The 16,240-nt window shown below is 45.4% G+C and carries 19 protein-coding genes and 2 tRNA genes; 5 read left to right on the plus strand and 16 right to left on the minus strand.

The window, feature by feature from the left end; all coding sequences use genetic code 11:
• The 5 genes from R7Z50_RS10665 to mutY form a co-directional block, all read right to left on the minus strand.
• Positions 1-72 (minus strand) — tRNA-Thr (locus R7Z50_RS10665).
• Between the two features lie 66 nt (positions 73-138).
• A tRNA-Phe gene (locus R7Z50_RS10670) sits at positions 139-214 on the minus strand.
• A 100-nt stretch (positions 215-314) separates the two neighbouring features.
• Positions 315-1,454: a membrane-bound lytic murein transglycosylase MltC gene (gene mltC / locus R7Z50_RS10675; protein ID WP_005381001.1), complete on the minus strand. Its 1,140-nt coding sequence runs from the start codon at positions 1,452-1,454 to the stop codon at positions 315-317.
• Between the two features lie 77 nt (positions 1,455-1,531).
• Positions 1,532-1,804: an oxidative damage protection protein gene (locus tag R7Z50_RS10680; RefSeq protein WP_005381002.1), complete on the minus strand. Its 273-nt coding sequence runs from the start codon at positions 1,802-1,804 to the stop codon at positions 1,532-1,534.
• Between the two features lie 19 nt (positions 1,805-1,823).
• The gene (gene mutY, locus R7Z50_RS10685) at positions 1,824-2,900 is read right to left on the minus strand and encodes an A/G-specific adenine glycosylase (RefSeq protein WP_005381004.1); all 1,077 of its coding nucleotides are present in this window, start codon (positions 2,898-2,900) and stop codon (positions 1,824-1,826) included.
• Between the two features lie 203 nt (positions 2,901-3,103).
• On the opposite strand from mutY, the gene trmB reads away from it, so the two are divergent.
• From trmB to glsB, 3 genes are all read left to right on the plus strand, one after another.
• Positions 3,104-3,823, plus strand: coding sequence for a tRNA (guanosine(46)-N7)-methyltransferase TrmB (trmB, locus tag R7Z50_RS10690; RefSeq protein WP_005384506.1), 720 nt, complete (start codon positions 3,104-3,106; stop codon positions 3,821-3,823).
• A 17-nt stretch (positions 3,824-3,840) separates the two neighbouring features.
• Positions 3,841-4,869 (plus strand): TRM11 family SAM-dependent methyltransferase, encoded by a 1,029-nt coding sequence (locus R7Z50_RS10695; RefSeq protein WP_005384509.1) that lies wholly within the window; start codon positions 3,841-3,843, stop codon positions 4,867-4,869.
• Between the two features lie 98 nt (positions 4,870-4,967).
• Positions 4,968-5,888, plus strand: coding sequence for a glutaminase B (glsB, locus tag R7Z50_RS10700; protein WP_005381007.1), 921 nt, complete (start codon positions 4,968-4,970; stop codon positions 5,886-5,888).
• A gap of 90 nt (positions 5,889-5,978) precedes the next feature.
• On the opposite strand, the gene hemW is transcribed toward glsB, so the two are convergent.
• The 7 genes from hemW to R7Z50_RS10735 all read right to left on the minus strand — a co-directional run bounded on the left by hemW (position 5,979) and on the right by R7Z50_RS10735 (position 11,037).
• Positions 5,979-7,157: a radical SAM family heme chaperone HemW gene (gene hemW / locus R7Z50_RS10705; RefSeq protein WP_262656774.1), complete on the minus strand. Its 1,179-nt coding sequence runs from the start codon at positions 7,155-7,157 to the stop codon at positions 5,979-5,981.
• Positions 7,158-7,175: 18 nt separating this feature from the next.
• Positions 7,176-7,778, minus strand: coding sequence for an XTP/dITP diphosphatase (locus R7Z50_RS10710; protein ID WP_005381009.1), 603 nt, complete (start codon positions 7,776-7,778; stop codon positions 7,176-7,178).
• A gap of 118 nt (positions 7,779-7,896) precedes the next feature.
• Positions 7,897-8,328 (minus strand): DUF4426 domain-containing protein, encoded by a 432-nt coding sequence (locus R7Z50_RS10715; RefSeq protein WP_005381010.1) that lies wholly within the window; start codon positions 8,326-8,328, stop codon positions 7,897-7,899.
• A gap of 129 nt (positions 8,329-8,457) precedes the next feature.
• On the minus strand, positions 8,458-8,748 hold the full coding sequence (yggU, locus tag R7Z50_RS10720) for a DUF167 family protein YggU (protein WP_005393980.1): 291 nt from the start codon (positions 8,746-8,748) through the stop codon (positions 8,458-8,460).
• Entirely contained in the window at positions 8,748-9,305 is a 558-nt protein-coding gene (locus tag R7Z50_RS10725) for a YggT family protein (protein ID WP_005381012.1), read from the minus strand. The genes yggU and R7Z50_RS10725 overlap by 1 nt, the downstream gene beginning before the upstream one ends.
• Positions 9,306-9,357: 52 nt before the next feature.
• On the minus strand, positions 9,358-10,176 hold the full coding sequence (gene proC, locus R7Z50_RS10730) for a pyrroline-5-carboxylate reductase (RefSeq protein WP_042521294.1): 819 nt from the start codon (positions 10,174-10,176) through the stop codon (positions 9,358-9,360).
• 159 nt (positions 10,177-10,335) lie between these two features.
• Entirely contained in the window at positions 10,336-11,037 is a 702-nt protein-coding gene (locus R7Z50_RS10735; protein ID WP_005384521.1) for a YggS family pyridoxal phosphate-dependent enzyme, read from the minus strand.
• A 28-nt stretch (positions 11,038-11,065) separates the two neighbouring features.
• On the opposite strand from R7Z50_RS10735, the gene R7Z50_RS10740 reads away from it, so the two are divergent.
• Positions 11,066-12,106, plus strand: a complete 1,041-nt coding sequence (locus R7Z50_RS10740) for a type IV pilus twitching motility protein PilT (protein ID WP_005381015.1) — start codon at positions 11,066-11,068, stop codon at positions 12,104-12,106.
• A 30-nt stretch (positions 12,107-12,136) separates the two neighbouring features.
• Entirely contained in the window at positions 12,137-13,243 is a 1,107-nt protein-coding gene (locus R7Z50_RS10745) for a PilT/PilU family type 4a pilus ATPase (protein ID WP_005381016.1), read from the plus strand.
• A gap of 61 nt (positions 13,244-13,304) precedes the next feature.
• Here R7Z50_RS10745 and ruvX read toward each other — a convergent pair whose 3' ends face one another.
• The 4 genes from ruvX to rsmE all read right to left on the minus strand — a co-directional run bounded on the left by ruvX (position 13,305) and on the right by rsmE (position 16,152).
• Positions 13,305-13,730, minus strand: coding sequence for a Holliday junction resolvase RuvX (ruvX, locus tag R7Z50_RS10750; RefSeq protein ID WP_005381017.1), 426 nt, complete (start codon positions 13,728-13,730; stop codon positions 13,305-13,307).
• A 35-nt stretch (positions 13,731-13,765) separates the two neighbouring features.
• A complete protein-coding gene (locus R7Z50_RS10755) occupies positions 13,766-14,329 on the minus strand; it encodes a YqgE/AlgH family protein (protein WP_005381020.1) in 564 nt (187 codons plus the stop codon).
• A gap of 127 nt (positions 14,330-14,456) precedes the next feature.
• Positions 14,457-15,407: a glutathione synthase gene (gene gshB, locus R7Z50_RS10760; RefSeq protein ID WP_005381021.1), complete on the minus strand. Its 951-nt coding sequence runs from the start codon at positions 15,405-15,407 to the stop codon at positions 14,457-14,459.
• Between the two features lie 13 nt (positions 15,408-15,420).
• On the minus strand, positions 15,421-16,152 hold the full coding sequence (rsmE, locus tag R7Z50_RS10765; RefSeq protein WP_053304141.1) for a 16S rRNA (uracil(1498)-N(3))-methyltransferase: 732 nt from the start codon (positions 16,150-16,152) through the stop codon (positions 15,421-15,423).
• Between the last annotated feature and the right edge of the window lie 88 nt (positions 16,153-16,240).

The following is a 16,240-nucleotide window of genomic DNA, read 5'->3' on the forward strand; positions in this document are numbered from 1 at the left end:
GCCGACTACCGGAATCGAACTGGTGACCTACTGATTACAAGTCAGTTGCTCTACCTACTGAGCTAAGTCGGCACACTTTATTCTTTGTGCTTTTGTCCGTGTTATAACATTTCGTTAAGACACCAACAAATCAAATTGTGGTGCCCGGAGGCGGAATCGAACCACCGACACGAGGATTTTCAATCCTCTGCTCTACCGACTGAGCTATCCGGGCAACGGAGCGCTATTAAACGGATTTTCCCGCGTTGCGTCAACCACTTTTTTTAAATAATTTCAAAAAAGTGGTTGTTCGAACGCTTTTTATTCAACTGTCACTACAAAGTTTGCTTCGAGTTAAATTCCTTTTTGAAATTTGTAACTTTTTCTAGGTAGCGACGCGCTTCTGCGTTCGGGTGTTTCTTGGTTAACGCCCAATAAACTTGGTTGGGTTGCAATGAATTAAGATCTTGCATTGCGCGTTTGCGATCACTGCGATGAAATGTGTTTAAAACTCCTCCAGTACCGCCATTGTAAGCTGAAATCATGCTGTACTCGAGAGAGGTAGGGTGGCGGACTTCTCTTAAATAACGATTTTTTAAGATATAGAAATACGCAGTACCAGTATCTATGTTGTTTTCTGGATTAAACAAATATTCAGGGCTTGGTTGGCCCGAGCGCTTTTTCACGAGTTTGAACACATCTCGTCCCGCTGTTTTAGGTACAACTTGCATTAGGCCATATGCATTTGCCCAACTTACCGCGTATGGGTTGAAACTGCTCTCGGTTTTAATAATGGCGTATATCAAGTCTTCTGGAATGTCGTATTTCTTGGAAGCTCGACGCACGATATCGGCGTATTGGTAGCTGCGAGTTGAAAAGTGGTCTTCAACCATGGGAATTTCGACGTAATACGCTTTCTTGAAATCTACATTTTTGGTTTTTATTTTATTTGCGATGAGGTATTCCGCAAATCGGTTTGCCCGCCAAGACCATTGAATTGGCTTATTGTCTTGGTCGACAACTTGTTTATACAGGAATGGTTGCCCCTCTAACGTGATACCTTTAGAGGAGAATAAGTCGACGTGAGCGGGATCGTCTGGTGTTAATAAGGTGGTGACAATCGCGTCTTTTAGGTGTTTTTGGGGCTCTGTCGGTGATACGGTCTCTATCGTGATCACGCCTTTGCGAAAGTCGACCTCGGCGCGGCTAAGGTAGTTATCGATGTACTTAACGTAATTACTCTTGCCAGCGTACTTGATTTCTTTTTTACCCCAGCGCTTTTGAATATTGCCTGAAAAGCTATTGATTAAGGCATCTAGCGCCGCAGTATCTTTTTCAAATTGTCCTGGTAGCTCAGCTAAGTTATTGGCAAAACGGTTTGTTGGCTCGTAGTTGACGTCATAAATCTTTTCGACGAATTCACGGCTACAGCCTGCCATTAAAAGTGCGGCAGCAATAAAGACAATTTTTTTCATAAGTATCAGAGTTATTGAAGGTAATAGAAAAATGACACCACAAATGGTTGTGATGTCATTGTTTAACTCAAGCGACTTTATTCGCTCGGCGGTGTGTAACCTTCGATATGAACGTCTTTTCCTTCAAAGAGGAAATTTACCATTTCTGTTTCGATCAGTTTGCGGTGTTCTGGATCCATCATGTTGAGTTTCTTCTCGTTGATCAACATGGTTTGTTTGTGTTGCCACTGAGCCCACGCTTCTTTCGAGATGTTGTCGAAAATGCGTTTACCTAGTTCACCAGGGTAAAGTTGAAAGTCTAGACCTTCGCCTTCTTTCTTTAGTCGAGCACAAAATACAGTGCGGCTCATAATGACTCCTTGTATTCAATTAACGAAGTTCGTGGGGTAGCGTTTCCAGCAATAGTTTTACTGGCGCGGCTAAACCGACTTCTTCAGGTTTAGATAAGTTATACCAAAGACCTTTGTTGCCTTCCATTATCACGTCCGGTTGCTTTGATAAATCAATCAAAATTGGCGTGATATCTAGGTGGTAATGGCTGAATGTATGACGAAAGGTAATCAGTGTTTGCTTCTGTTTGATATTGCTGGCTTGAATGCCGCGTTGATCCAGTAGCAATTCAATGTCGCTTTCTGCATCCACATGTTCGGTTTGTGGGAAGCAGAATAAGCCACCCCAAATGCCTGTTTGTGGTCTTTGCTCCAACCACACCTCATGACCATTTTCGGTGTTGTGGTGAAGCATCACGAAACGAGTTTGCTTGATTGGTTTATCTTTCTTCGGTTTTTTGCCCGGGTAGTCGAGCACATTACCTTGTTGTTTTGCCACACACAGGTCAGCAACAGGGCAGAGGCTACATTTGGGTTTGCTGCGAGTGCAGACCATTGCGCCCATGTCCATCATTGCCTGGTTATACTTATCTACATCCGTTTGTGGGGTATGCGTTTCGGCAATTTCCCACAGCTGGTTTTCAACCTTTTTTTGTCCTGGCCATCCTTCGACTGCGAAACAGCGGGATAGGGTGCGCTTCACGTTACCATCAAGAATCGCGTGTGGTTGTTTATACACAGACGATAAAATGGCGGCAGCGGTAGAGCGACCAATCCCCGGTAGGGCGTTCATTTTCTCTATATCAAGAGGAAACTCACCATTGTATGTAGAGGCGACCTCTTGTGCTGCTTTGTGAAGGTTACGGGCTCGGGCGTAATACCCTAAGCCAGTCCAAAGGTGTAGGACTTCATCTTGCTCAGCATTGGCAAGATCGATCACGGTTGGAAAGCGCTCCAAGAAACGTTGGTAATACGGAATAACCGTAGTGACCTGAGTTTGCTGAAGCATAATTTCAGACAACCAGACACTGTATGCGGTCTTATTTTGTTGCCACGGAAGATCTTTTCTTCCATATGCGTCATACCATTCTAGGATGGCACTGGCGAAAGGTGTCACGACTTGCTCTGTATTCTATTATTGGTTAGGTGCAAAATTGCACCACATAATGGACAAGAAGTACAACGGATAAACAGTAGGGATATAAAGAGGTATGTCGTTGCTTTTGGGTTGCCATAGACCAAGAGCTCAACAAATACTTGCACCTAAGTAAATTCTTTGGATAATCCCCGCTTTGATTAATCAATGTGCAGGCAAAATCAATGAGTGAAGTAACCACTAACGAATACAACGAAGACGGAAAGCTGATCCGCAAAATCCGCAGCTTTGTACGCCGTGAAGGGCGTTTGACTAAAGGTCAAGAGAGCGCGATGAATGAATGCTGGCCTACGATGGGTATTGACTTCAAAGCTGAACTTCTCGATTGGAAAGAAGTGTTTGGCAACGATAACCCAGTAGTGCTTGAGATCGGTTTTGGTATGGGTGCTTCATTGGTTGAAATGGCAAAGAACGCGCCAGAGAAAAACTTCATCGGTATCGAAGTTCATAGCCCAGGCGTTGGTGCTTGTCTTGCCGATGCTCGCGAAGCGGGAATTACTAACCTGCGTGTAATGTGTCACGATGCGGTAGAAGTATTCGAACACATGATCCCAAATGGCAGCTTATCGACACTGCAATTGTTCTTCCCAGACCCTTGGCATAAGAAGCGTCACCACAAGCGTCGTATTGTTCAATTAGGTTTTGCGGAAATGGTGCGTGAGAAGCTTATCCCTAATGAAGGTATTTTCCACATGGCGACCGACTGGGAAAACTACGCAGAGCACATGATTGAAGTGATGAACCAAGCGCCAGGTTTCGAAAACATTGCTAAAGATGGTGATTTCGTTCCTCGTCCAGACGATCGCCCGCTAACGAAGTTTGAAGCTCGTGGTCACCGTCTTGGTCACGGTGTTTGGGATATCAAATATAAGCGTATTGCGTAACCAGAGGAGTTCATGGGATGTACCATTACGCGATATTAGCGAATCCGGGTCATAACCGAATTTACTTTGATAGCGCAATGACCATTGCCTGTTCTGAGCTAAAAGCAATTTTAGCTTCACAAGGCGTGGATGTGACAGAAATTGGTAGTAAAGACGTTGGCTTACCTGCTGCGTTGGTGTTTTCTTGTCAGGAAGCGCTAACCGATGAGCAGGCGCGAAGAATCGCAGCCTCTTCGATTTACTATGCGCTATTTGAAGTGCGCGAAGATGGTTTACTTCGACCAGTTCAAGCGCCCGTATTTAACACTTTCCCGGAAAGTATGAGCCAGATTTTGCGCTACACCGGGAAAACAAACGAGCAGTTTACCCGTTTGATGGTGAATATCGGCATTAGTGCGTCCAATACGGGAAGTGAACAACTGACCTTAATGGATCCAATGTGTGGTAAAGGTACAACCTTATTTGAAGGCTTGATCCACGGTTTGAACGTGGTAGGGGTTGAGATCAACGCCAAGTGGGTGCAAGAGATCCAGACCTTTATTGTTAAGTTCATGAAGAATGGCCGCTTTAAGCACAAAGTGAGCAAAGAAAAGCGCACTGCGGGTGGCAAGAAAGTGGCGGATGGTTTCGTGGTTGAAGCTGCAGCAAATAAAGAAGATTACAACCAAGGCAATCTTCAGTTTATGAAGCTGTATTCGGCTGATACTCGTATCGCTGATCAAGTCGTGAAAAAGAACTCAGTTGATGTGATGGTGTCTGATCTGCCTTATGGCGTGCAGCACGGCAGCAAAAATGCCAAGGACAGCAAACTGAACCGCAGCCCACTAGAGCTTTTAAAAGAGGCTCTGCCTGCATGGAAAGTGGTATTGAAAAAGCAAGGTTCAGTGGTGTTGTCTTTCAATGAATTCACATTGAAATGGAAAGATGTCGCGGCATTATTTGAAGAGCAAGGTTGGAAGGTACTTTCAGAAGAGCCTTACATCGGTTATCTTCACCGTGTTGATCAATCTATCAACCGCAATATTATTGTGGCAGTAAAACCATAATCGACTTGAGTCGAACGAACCCTATGGAAAAGCCAACGACACGTTGGCTTTTTTTACCTCTGAGCTCAACGAGTTCTCTTGTAAATAGAAGGTAGAGAATGAAACCGACAGTGGAAATTTTGACAGATATTTTGGCGGAAGTACGCCCTTTAATCGGCCAAGGTAAAGTGGCTGATTACATTCCTGCTCTGGCAAAAGTACCCAGCAACAAGTTAGGTATTGCGGTATACACCAACGAAGGTGAGGTTATTAAGGCGGGTGATGCCGATGAACCTTTCTCTATCCAATCTATTTCAAAAGCATTGAGCTTGACGTTAGCGATGTGCTTGTACAAGCAAGAAGAAATTTGGTCTCGAGTGGGAAAAGAGCCTTCGGGGCAGGCATTTAATTCGCTAATCCAGCTAGAAATGGAGCAAGGTATTCCTCGTAATCCATTTATAAATGCTGGAGCGATAGTAGTGGCAGATTTGTTACAAACTCGCTTATCTGCACCTCGTCAGCGCCTGTTGGAATTTGTGCGTCAGCTTTCTGGTGATACCCATATTGTGTATGACAAAGTCGTTGCGGCATCCGAAATGATGCATGGTGATCGTAATGCGGCGATTGCATATCTCATGCGTTCGTTTGGCAACTTCGAAAATGAGGTGATTCCAGTACTACAAAACTACTTCCACGCTTGTGCGCTGAAGATGAGTTGCGTCGATTTGGCTAAAACGTTTAGCTATTTAGCAAACAAGGGCACATCGGTACAAACGGGTAAGCCTGTAGTTTCTCCTGTGCAAACCAAACAACTTAATGCACTGTTAGCAACGTGTGGCTTGTATGATGGCGCGGGCGAGTTTGCTTATCGCGTTGGTATGCCTGGTAAGTCTGGTGTTGGTGGTGGCATTATTGCGGTAGTACCTGGTGAAATGACCATTTCAGTATGGTCTCCAGAGCTTGATCCTTCAGGTAACTCGCTTGCTGGTACTAAGGCGCTTGAGCTGCTCTCAGAGCGAATTGGCCGTTCAATTTTCTAATATTGGAAATGTGTCAACCTTATTTAGGGTGGTACTGTTTCTAAATAAAAAGCCTCTCAATTGAGAGGCTTTTTTTGTTTTGGGGTTGCGTTACTCTTCGCTTTCTTCGGCCATAAAGGCTTCGAGCAAATCATTAAGGAAGAGCTTCCCTTTTTCAGTAATTTGCCAGTGGGTAGGCGTTTCACTCAGGTAGCCCATTTCTATCGCCCAGTTGATGGTTTCTTGAATCGTACTAATCGGTAAGCCCGTGGTGTCCACGTAATCTTGCTTCGGACAGGCTTCAATTAAGCGGAATCGGTTCATAAAGAACTCGAATGGACGATCTTCATCCGCGACGACATGTTCCGTATGCAGATAAGGTTTGACCATATTTTGATAAGCCGCTAAATAGCCTCGCGGGTGTTTTACCTTTGTCGTTCGAATAATACGTCCGTCGGTAAAACTGAGTTTGCCATGAGAGCCACAACCGATACCAAGGTAATCACCAAAGCGCCAGTAGTTGAGGTTGTGCTGACACTGATAGCCCGGCTTACTGTAACCGGAGATTTCATATTGCACATAACCCGCGGCTGCAAGTTTTTGGTGTCCGAGCTCGAAAATATCCCACAAGTCATCATCGTCAGGTAGCGTTGGTGGCTTGTAGTAGAACATGGTGTTTGGTTCGATGGTCAGCTGATACCAAGACAAGTGCGGCGGTGCCAACTCAATCGCTTTGTCCAAATCTGCCAAGGCTTGTTCGATGCTTTGATCAGGTAAGCCGTGCATGAGATCGAGGTTAAAGCTGTTCAAACCGATTTGGTGCGCCAGCTTAGCAGCATTGACGGCTTCGTCTTGGCCGTGAATGCGCCCCAAACGCTCAAGCTTCTGCTGCTCAAAGCTTTGTACGCCGATAGAGATACGCGTTACACCAGCTTTGCGGTAGCCAACAAAACGCTCTGCTTCGATGGTGCCTGGATTCGCTTCCATGGTTATTTCGATTTCAGGCTTGAACGGGATACGCGCTTCAATGCCCTTAAGTAGACGCTCGATGCCTTCTGCCGAAATCAAACTCGGCGTACCACCACCAATGAAGATTGAATTCAGTGGACGTGGCGCTTCGTTAAGTCGGTATTTCTCAATGTCGGTATCCAAATCTTCTAAAAGGGCACTGATGTACTCTTCTTCTGGAATCTCGGTTTTGAGCGCGTGAGAGTTAAAGTCGCAATACGGGCACTTTTGCACACACCACGGGATGTGTACATACAAGCTGAGTGCTGGGGGCGTTAACATGGTCTAATTCGCTCGTGATTACTGAGACACTTGCTCAGACAGTTGAGCAAACAACGACTTGAGCGCTTTACCGCGGTGAGACAGTTGTTTCTTACGTGCAGGTTCAAGTTCGGCTGACGCACAGTTGTCTTCAGGAACAAAGAAGATTGGGTCGTAGCCAAAGCCATTTTCACCGTGTGCTTCAGTTAGAATTCGGCCTTCCCATTTACCGTGACAGACGATAGGCGTTGGGTCGTTCTCGTGACGCATGAGGACTAATACACAGTGGAAACGTGCTGTACGCTCTGCTTCTGGTACGCCTTCCATTGCCGCTAGCAATTTTTCTAGATTCTCTTGATCAGATGCGCTCTCGCCTGCGTAACGTGCAGAGTAAATGCCCGGAGCGCCTTTTAAGAAATCGACTTCTAATCCAGAGTCGTCTGCAATGGCAGGAAGCCCTGTTTCTTGTGCGGCATGGCGAGCTTTAATGATTGCGTTTTCAATGAAAGTTGTACCCGTTTCAGCTACTTCCGATACATTGAATTCACTTTGCGCTAATACTTCAAAGCCGAAGTCAGACAATAAATCTGCCATTTCACGAACTTTGCCTTGGTTACCAGTTGCTAGCACAATTTTTTTCATGGGAATCTCTTTTAATAGTGATAGAGGAGAACAAATCGTTCTCCTCTAGATATTCTTTAACTAATAAGTGGTTTTTAGCCTGCTTAGATCCAAAAGCTTTTGGAACATCACAACCCAATTACTCTTCAACATAAAACTTCTGGGTGAATTTAAGCTTACCTGAGCCTTTGTTTCCAGCTTTTACGTCAATATCGAAAGTAAAAGTTTCTTCGTGGGTAATTGGCAGTTCGGCTAAATAGTATATCGCATTGCCTTCTTTGACTTCACGAAAGGTCAAGGTCTGAGTTTGACCGATAAGGTTCTTCGCGCGTCCAGCAATTTTTGCTTCTAATGCTGGCTTACCCAATGAAGCTCTATCTAACACGCTAATATTAACCACAGCGAGGTATCCATTACGTTTGATATCGTAGCTACGTGCGACTTTGGGTGTTAGGAATGTTGAGTTAAACGCGACATAGTGTACTTCGATATCTTTCATATTTTTAAACTGATCGGCGAAGCTTGGTAACGACAACAGGCTAATCAGTAATGCGGTAATCCATTTGCTCATTGTTACTTCCTCAAAGCACTTGTTATAAAACAACCATAGCTGCAATTTTACCTTGGTCAGGGGGGTAAAAAATGCGTACTCAGTCGTTGGTATTAGTAAGTGTGGTACAAAATCGTAAATAAAAAGCCATCATAAGATGGCTTTAATTTCTGTCGGTATCTGGGTAGGCGATTCTATCCGAATTTGTTTGTGCCGTCCTAATTCACCTTTTTCTATGTGAACTAAGCCCTTAGCGATTTTAAACTGCTTGGCTAAGAACTTAGTTAGGTGTGCATTAGCTTTGCCATCGACAGGTGGAGCAGTAATGGCGATTTTTAGCTCTTCACCATGCAAGCCAACGATTTTATCGCGGCTAGCTTTAGGTTGAATATAGAGCTTCAGGATGATGTCCTCACCATCTTGCCAAACTGCAGCTGACATTATAGCTGGAACCAAATTGGACCAATGATATCGCCCATTAAGAAGTTCGCGAACTGCAAGCCGATAAATAACACCAGTACGCTTAAATCAAGACCACCAATAGCCGGAAGAATACGACGGATTGGAGCGCACATTGGCTCGGTCAGTTGATGGAATACGTACTCGATAGGGCTGCGGCCTTGGCTTACCCAGCTCAAAATTGCACGGATCAATAGTACCCAGAACAATAGGCCACCTGCGGCTTTGATTAATGATAATAAGCCCAAGAATAAGAAGTCAGCGCTGAAAGAGACGGAACCGTTCGAAGCTATTAGGATAAGCACGACAAATTTAAGCACACACAACACGTAGGCAAACAACACGGTTGCTAGGTCAATATTCCCCACGGAAGGGATAACGCGGCGCAGTGGACCAATGACCGGCTGAGTCGCTTTTACTATGAATTGCGAGAATGGGTTGTAGAAGTCTGCGCGCGCAGCTTGCAACCAAATTCGCAAAATTACGACCATGATGTACAGGTCAAATAGGGTTGAGATGAGAAAACTCATTGAATTCATAAGGTACCCTTAACAAGTGATGGATGATACTAAACGGAGTTCATCCAAATAATTAAAACAGTTTTTCCATTTCTTCCGCGCGAGCCACAGCAGCTTGCATGGCTTTAGCGACAATATCTGAAAGTTGATGTTCGTTGAATGTACGCAGTGCTTCTGCCGTTGTCCCACCTTTCGATGTTACGTTCTCACGCAGGGTTGATAGCTCAGTTTCTGGGTTGCTAACCACCATACTGGCCGCGCCCAGTGCCGCTTGCTGAACCAATAGTCGAGCGGTCTCTTTATCAAAGCCTTGCTCAATCGCTTCTGCTTGCATCGCTTCCATAAACAGGAAGAAGTATGCTGGAGCACTGCCCGCTGCGGCAATCACATTATTGATGCCAGACTCTTGCTCAACCCAGCATACTTTACCGACCGATTCCATTAACTCTGCGGCAAAAGCTTTGTCGTGCTCGGTTACATGAGTTGGTGCGAATAAACCACTCATACCCAACCCAAGTTGTGATGGCGTATTTGGCATAACACGAACCAAGTTCAATTTGGTGGCTAGCATATCATCCAATCGTGAACAGTTGATGCCTGCGGCAATAGAAATCACCAGTTTATTAGTGAAATCGATCGATTGCAGTGGTTTACAGACATCAGCCATCATTTGCGGTTTTACAGACAATACCACCACATCCGCCTCGGTCGCAGCTTGGATGTTATCGCTGGTGGTACGGATGCCAAAATCTTGTTCTAGCAGAAGGCGGCGAGCCTCTGAAGGAGCCGTCGCGGTAATGTTTTGCGCTGGGTATCCGTTAGCAACCAAGCCGGAAACAATGGCTCTCACCATGTTGCCAGCACCAATGAAGGCGATTTTTTTATGTTCCATTTGTCTGATTTCCATCATGATATTTAGAATTTGTTGTGCGCTCAGGTGTATAATGGCGCCGCTGTTACTTACTGCTCCTATTGGCGAGTAAGATGATTGCGCATTTACGCTCTAACGATTGGCGACATAACTTATGTCGCGAGTGAGCGTTTTGTTGATTTAGCTGTAGTCTCGTGCGCCGAAAATAGCGGTTCCAATACGAACCATTGTACTACCAGCTTCGATTGCAGCGGTCATATCACCACTCATTCCCATTGATAATGTATCGATTTCTGGGAACTGTGCTTCGAGTGTTTGCTTCAACGTAGCCAACTTCTGAAATTCACGGAGTTGTGATTCGTAGTCAGACACGTTGGCAGGAATCGACATCAACCCTCTTAAAGTGAGGTTGGGTAGGCGAGAAATCAACTCCGCCAGCTCGAATACTTCCGCTTCAGTGACACCAGACTTAGATGCCTCACCACTGGTGTTAACCTGAATCAGAACTTGTAGCGGTTTAAGTTCGCTTGGCCGCTGATCATTCAGGCGTTGAGCAATCTTGGTTCGATCGATGGTGTGAACCCAATCGAAATGTTCAGCAACAAGTCGCGATTTATTGGATTGAATCGGGCCAATGAAGTGCCATTCGATTCGATTATCTGGATAATGCTCGGCAAAGTGCTGAACTTTACTGACGCCCTCTTGAACGTAGTTTTCACCAAAGGCGGTTTGTCCCGCTTGGTAGGCTTCGAGAATTGCCTCGACAGGTTTAGTTTTGCTTACCGCTAGAAGTTGCACTGACTCTGGAGTTCGACCACATTTTTGCTCGTCATATCGAATTTGAGAGGTGATATGTTCAATATTTTGTTGAATACTACTCATAGCTGTACTTTAGACTTAAGGATTTTAAATGGATATCACTGAGTTACTGGATTTTAGTGTAAAACATAATGCCTCGGATCTACATCTTTCTGCAGGTGTCCCACCAATGGTTCGTATTGATGGGGATGTGAGAAAACTAGGCATTCCAGCGTTTACACACCAAGAAGTGCATCGTTTGGTTTTCGAAATCATGAACGATGCCCAACGCAGTGAGTTCGAAGAAAAACTCGAAGTCGATTTCTCTTTTGAGTTGCATAACGTTGGCCGTTTCCGTGTCAACGCCTTCAACCAATCTCGCGGTTGTGCGGCAGTATTCCGTACCATTCCAAGTAGCATTCCAACTCTGGAAGAGCTAGAAGCGCCAGAGATCTTCAAAAAAATTGCGAACGCTGAAAAAGGCTTAGTTCTGGTCACTGGCCCAACAGGTTCAGGTAAATCGACGACCTTAGCAGCCATTGTTGACTACATTAACCGTAATCACAACAAGCACGTACTCACAATTGAAGATCCGATTGAATTTGTTCACAACAACAATAAATGTTTGATCAACCAGCGTGAAGTTCACCGTGACACCCATAGTTTCCAAAATGCTTTGCGTAGTGCATTGCGCGAAGACCCAGACGTTATTCTGGTTGGTGAGATGCGTGACAAAGAAACCATCAGCCTTGCCTTAACGGCGGCAGAAACGGGTCACTTAGTTTTCGGGACGTTGCACACCAGCTCGGCGGCAAAAACCATTGACCGTATTATCGATGTATTTCCTGGTAGTGATAAAGATATGGTCCGCTCGATGCTATCTGAGTCTCTTCGTTCGGTTATCGCGCAAAAGCTTCTGAAGCGTAATGGTGGTGGACGTATTGCATGCCATGAAATTATGATGGCAACGCCTGCGATTCGTAACTTGATCCGCGAAGACAAAGTCGCGCAGATGTATTCGATCATTCAAACAGGTGCGGCTCACGGCATGCAAACCATGGAGCAAAATGCTCGTCAGTTAATGGCGCAAGGCATGGTTGCTCGTGAAGAGGTCGATAGTAAGATCGGATTAGAAGTGCAGCAATTCTCGTAACGTTCATACAGATAATGGTGAATACGGAAGATGGATCTAGATAAATTTCTCGAAGGCATGCTGGCGCTGAAAGCGTCGGATCTTTACATCACGGTTGGAGCGCCAATTCTATTTCGTGTGGATGGCGAATTGCGTCCGCAAGGGGAAAAACTCACCGAGAGTGATGTGGCTGCATTACTCGATAGCGCTATGGAACCAGATCGGCGTCAGGAATTTCGTAAAAGTCGCGAGTCGAATTTTGCCATTGTGAGAGATTGTGGTCGCTTCCGTGTGAGTGCCTTTTTTCAACGCGAGTTACCAGGCGCAGTGATTCGTCGTATTGAAACTAATATTCCTACTTTTGAGCAGTTAAAGTTACCGTTAGTGTTGCAAGATTTGGCGATAGCTAAGCGTGGTTTGGTGCTGGTGGTCGGTGCTACTGGATCGGGTAAATCGACCACCATGGCGGCGATGACAGGCTATCGAAACAGCAATAAAACCGGGCACATTTTGACGGTCGAAGATCCGATCGAATTCGTGCATGAACACAAGCGCTGTATCGTGACTCAACGCGAAGTTGGGTTAGATACGGAAAGCTATGAAGTTGCGCTTAAAAACTCGCTGCGCCAAGCACCAGATATGATTTTGATTGGTGAGATCCGTAGCCGTGAAACAATGGAATACGCGATGACCTTCGCCGAAACGGGTCACCTGTGTATGGCAACGTTGCACGCCAATAATGCCAACCAAGCTTTAGAGCGCATTCTTCACTTGGTACCGAAAGATCAAAAAGAACAATTCTTGTTCGATTTGTCGATGAACCTAAAAGGCGTGGTTGGTCAGCAGTTGATCCGAGATAAAAATGGGCAGGGACGTCATGGTGTATTTGAGATCTTGCTAAATAGCCCACGTGTGTCGGATTTGATTCGTCGCGGAGATTTACATGAGTTGAAGTCAACCATGGCTCGCTCAAATGAGTTTGGTATGCTGACGTTCGATCAATCTCTCTATAAGTTAGTGATGCAAGGTAAGATCAGCGAAGAGGATGCACTACATAGTGCCGACTCGGCAAATGATCTGCGCTTGATGTTGAAAACGCAGCGTGGTGAAGCATTCTCTACGGGCAGTTTGGCAAACGTTAAGATCGATATGGATTAATCCAATCCAGAAACAAAAAAGGTTGGCAGAAGCCAACCTTTTTTCATTGTGCTTGAAGTGTTTACTCACCCCAAAGGGCTTCAAACCAGCTTTCTAGAATCACCACCGCTGACTGGCAGTCAACATTACCTTTCGATAGGGCTTTGTAGCCGCCCATGCTGAACAACTCCGCACGAGCTTCTGCAGTAGATAAACGCTCATCATGCAGTTCAACTGGCAATCCGTATCGGCCTTGCAGACGCTTAGCAAATTTTCGTGCACGAGGGGTTATGGTCTCAAGGTCTTTACCATGCAGATCGGTCGGTAAACCGACCACTAGCAAATCTGGTTGCCACTCTTTGATTTGCTTTTCGATATCGTCCCAGTTTGGAATACCGTCATTGGCTTTAAAGGCTTTTAATGGGGAAGCTGTACCAGTAATTTCTTGGCCAATAGCGCTACCAATGCTTTTGGTTCCAAAGTCAAAAGCCATAATTGTGCGTGACATAAGGTGTCTCTATCTAATGTAACTGTATATTTGGACTAAGCATGTCCAGAGTCTGCTGAAAGGTGACTTGGGTCGATGCCCAGCTTTTCGACCGCTTTCTTCCAACGCTCGTTGATTGGTGTATTAAAGATAATTTCAGGCGTCGCTTCAATGGTGAGCCAAGAGTTTTCGACCAGCTCACTTTCTAATTGGCCTGCACTCCAACCGGAGTAGCCAAGTGCCACTAAGTAATCACTTGGTTCTGCTTCTGTTCCTAACACCGACAGAATATCACGCGAAGTGGTTACCGCGAGGTCATCGGTCATTTGGACGCTGGACTCGTAGTAATCTTTGGGTTTATGCAAAATAAAACCACGATCTTCCGAGATTGGGCCGCCATTGTAGACTGGTCTATCTAGACTGGCTTCAAATAGGCGCGGGTGTACTGGCTGAACTTCCACCTGCTTGAGCATGTTGCCGACGGTGATATCAACAGGAGCATTGATCATCAGCCCCATAGCGCCGTCTTCGTTGTGCTCACAAACGTAGATCACGCTGTTTTGAAAGTACGGATCTTTCATCCCAGGCATGGCAACCAAAAAGTGATTTGTGAGATTCATACTCATACTGACCCTTAACTCTCGTAAATGCCCTTAAGCAAACATCATACAATTTACATCTAGGTATGTGCATGAGTTTGCTTAAGTTAATGTACTACGCTCTCTATTAACTGTAATACAGTTTGAGTTATTCGCCTTTTACTCGACGCTCAATCGCATCCATCAGCTTGCCTGTGATTGAGATATCAAAAGCTGCTTCAATTTCGCGAATACAGGTTGGGCTGGTGACGTTGATTTCTGTTAGCTTGTCGCCAATTACGTCAAGGCCAACAAAGATAAGGCCTTTTTCTTTCAGTGTCGGGGCAACGGTTTGCGCAATTTTGAGGTCGGTTTCGCTTAGCGGACGAGCTTCACCAGTACCACCAGCGGCTAGGTTGCCGCGCGTTTCGCCTTTAGCAGGAATGCGTGCTAGACAGTAAGGCATAGGTTCGCCATCTACCACTAGGATACGTTTGTCACCGTTGCTGATGTCTGGCACGAAGGTTTGTGCCATTGCGTAGTTTTGACCGTGGTTAGTCAATGTCTCGATGATTACAGAGACGTTTGGATCGTTTTCTTTTACACGGAAGATGGACGCGCCACCCATACCATCAAGCGGTTTCAGGATGACATCACCATGTTTTTCACGAAATTCTTTAATTTTCTCTGCTTTTCGCGTCACGATCGTTGTAGGTGTCAGCTCTGGGAACCATGCTGTAAACAGCTTTTCGTTACAATCACGTAAGCTTTGAGGCTTGTTAACGATCAGTGCACCTTGTTCTTCTGCACGCTCAAGGATGTAAGTCGCGTAGATGTATTCAGTATCAAACGGAGGATCTTTACGCATTAGCACAGCGTCTAGCTCAGACAGTTCAATAGTTTGCTCTGATTTGAACTCGTACCAACCGTTTGGATCTTCTTTTAGTTCCACCACTTTAGTATCTGCAATGGCAACGCCTTGATCGAGATGCAGATCATTCATTTCCATGTAGTGGATTTCATAGCCGCGTCGTTGCGCTTCAAGCATCATGGCAAAGCTAGAGTCTTTTTTGATGTTAATGGACGAGATTGGGTCCATTACGATACCGAGTTTGATCATTATTTTTCTCCGTTTAACCAAGATCGCCGAAACGAACTTGTAAGGCTGTAATTGCTGTCAGAGCCGCTGTTTCGGTACGCAGAACGCGAGGGCCGAGTAGCGTTTCTTCAAATTGGTATTCTCGAGTCATCTCGATTTCTTCAGACGATAAACCGCCTTCAGGACCGATCAGTAGGCGCACTTTTTCAACCGGGGTTGGCAAAGTGTTGATTGAGTATTTAGCACGAGGGTGAAGGTTAAGCTTTAAACCATCGTACTCTTCTTGACACCACTCTTCCAAGCTCATAATTGGACGAATTTCGGGCACGACATTACGCCCACATTGCTCACAGGCACTGATGGCGATTTTCTGCCATTGCGCGAGTTTTTTCTCAAAACGCTTTTGGTCAAGCTTGACACCACAACGTTCAGAAATCAGAGGAGTGATGGTATTGACGCCAAGTTCAACAGACTTTTGGATGGTGAACTCCATCTTATCGCCACGTGAAATGACTTGACCAAGGTGCAGATCTAAAGGGGATTCAATACTGTTTTCTACGCGCTCGGTGATGTTAACCAAAACTGATTTCTTGCTGACTTCACTGATAACCGCTGGGAACTCTGCGCCACTGCCGTCAAAAAGGAGAACGTCTTGGCCTTCTTTCATGCGCAAAACACGACCGATATGGCCTGCTGCGTCGTCACTTAAAGCAAGTGAGCCAAGTTGATGAATGGTTTCTGGATGATAAATTCGAGGGGTACGCATGAGATTTCCAGCAAGAGAATAAACTTAAACCCTAACATGGATGCTTTGCACCGAAAAAACAAGGGGCAAGAAGCGTTTCAATATCAGT

This window comes from Vibrio sp. 1249-1, from assembly GCF_033340495.1.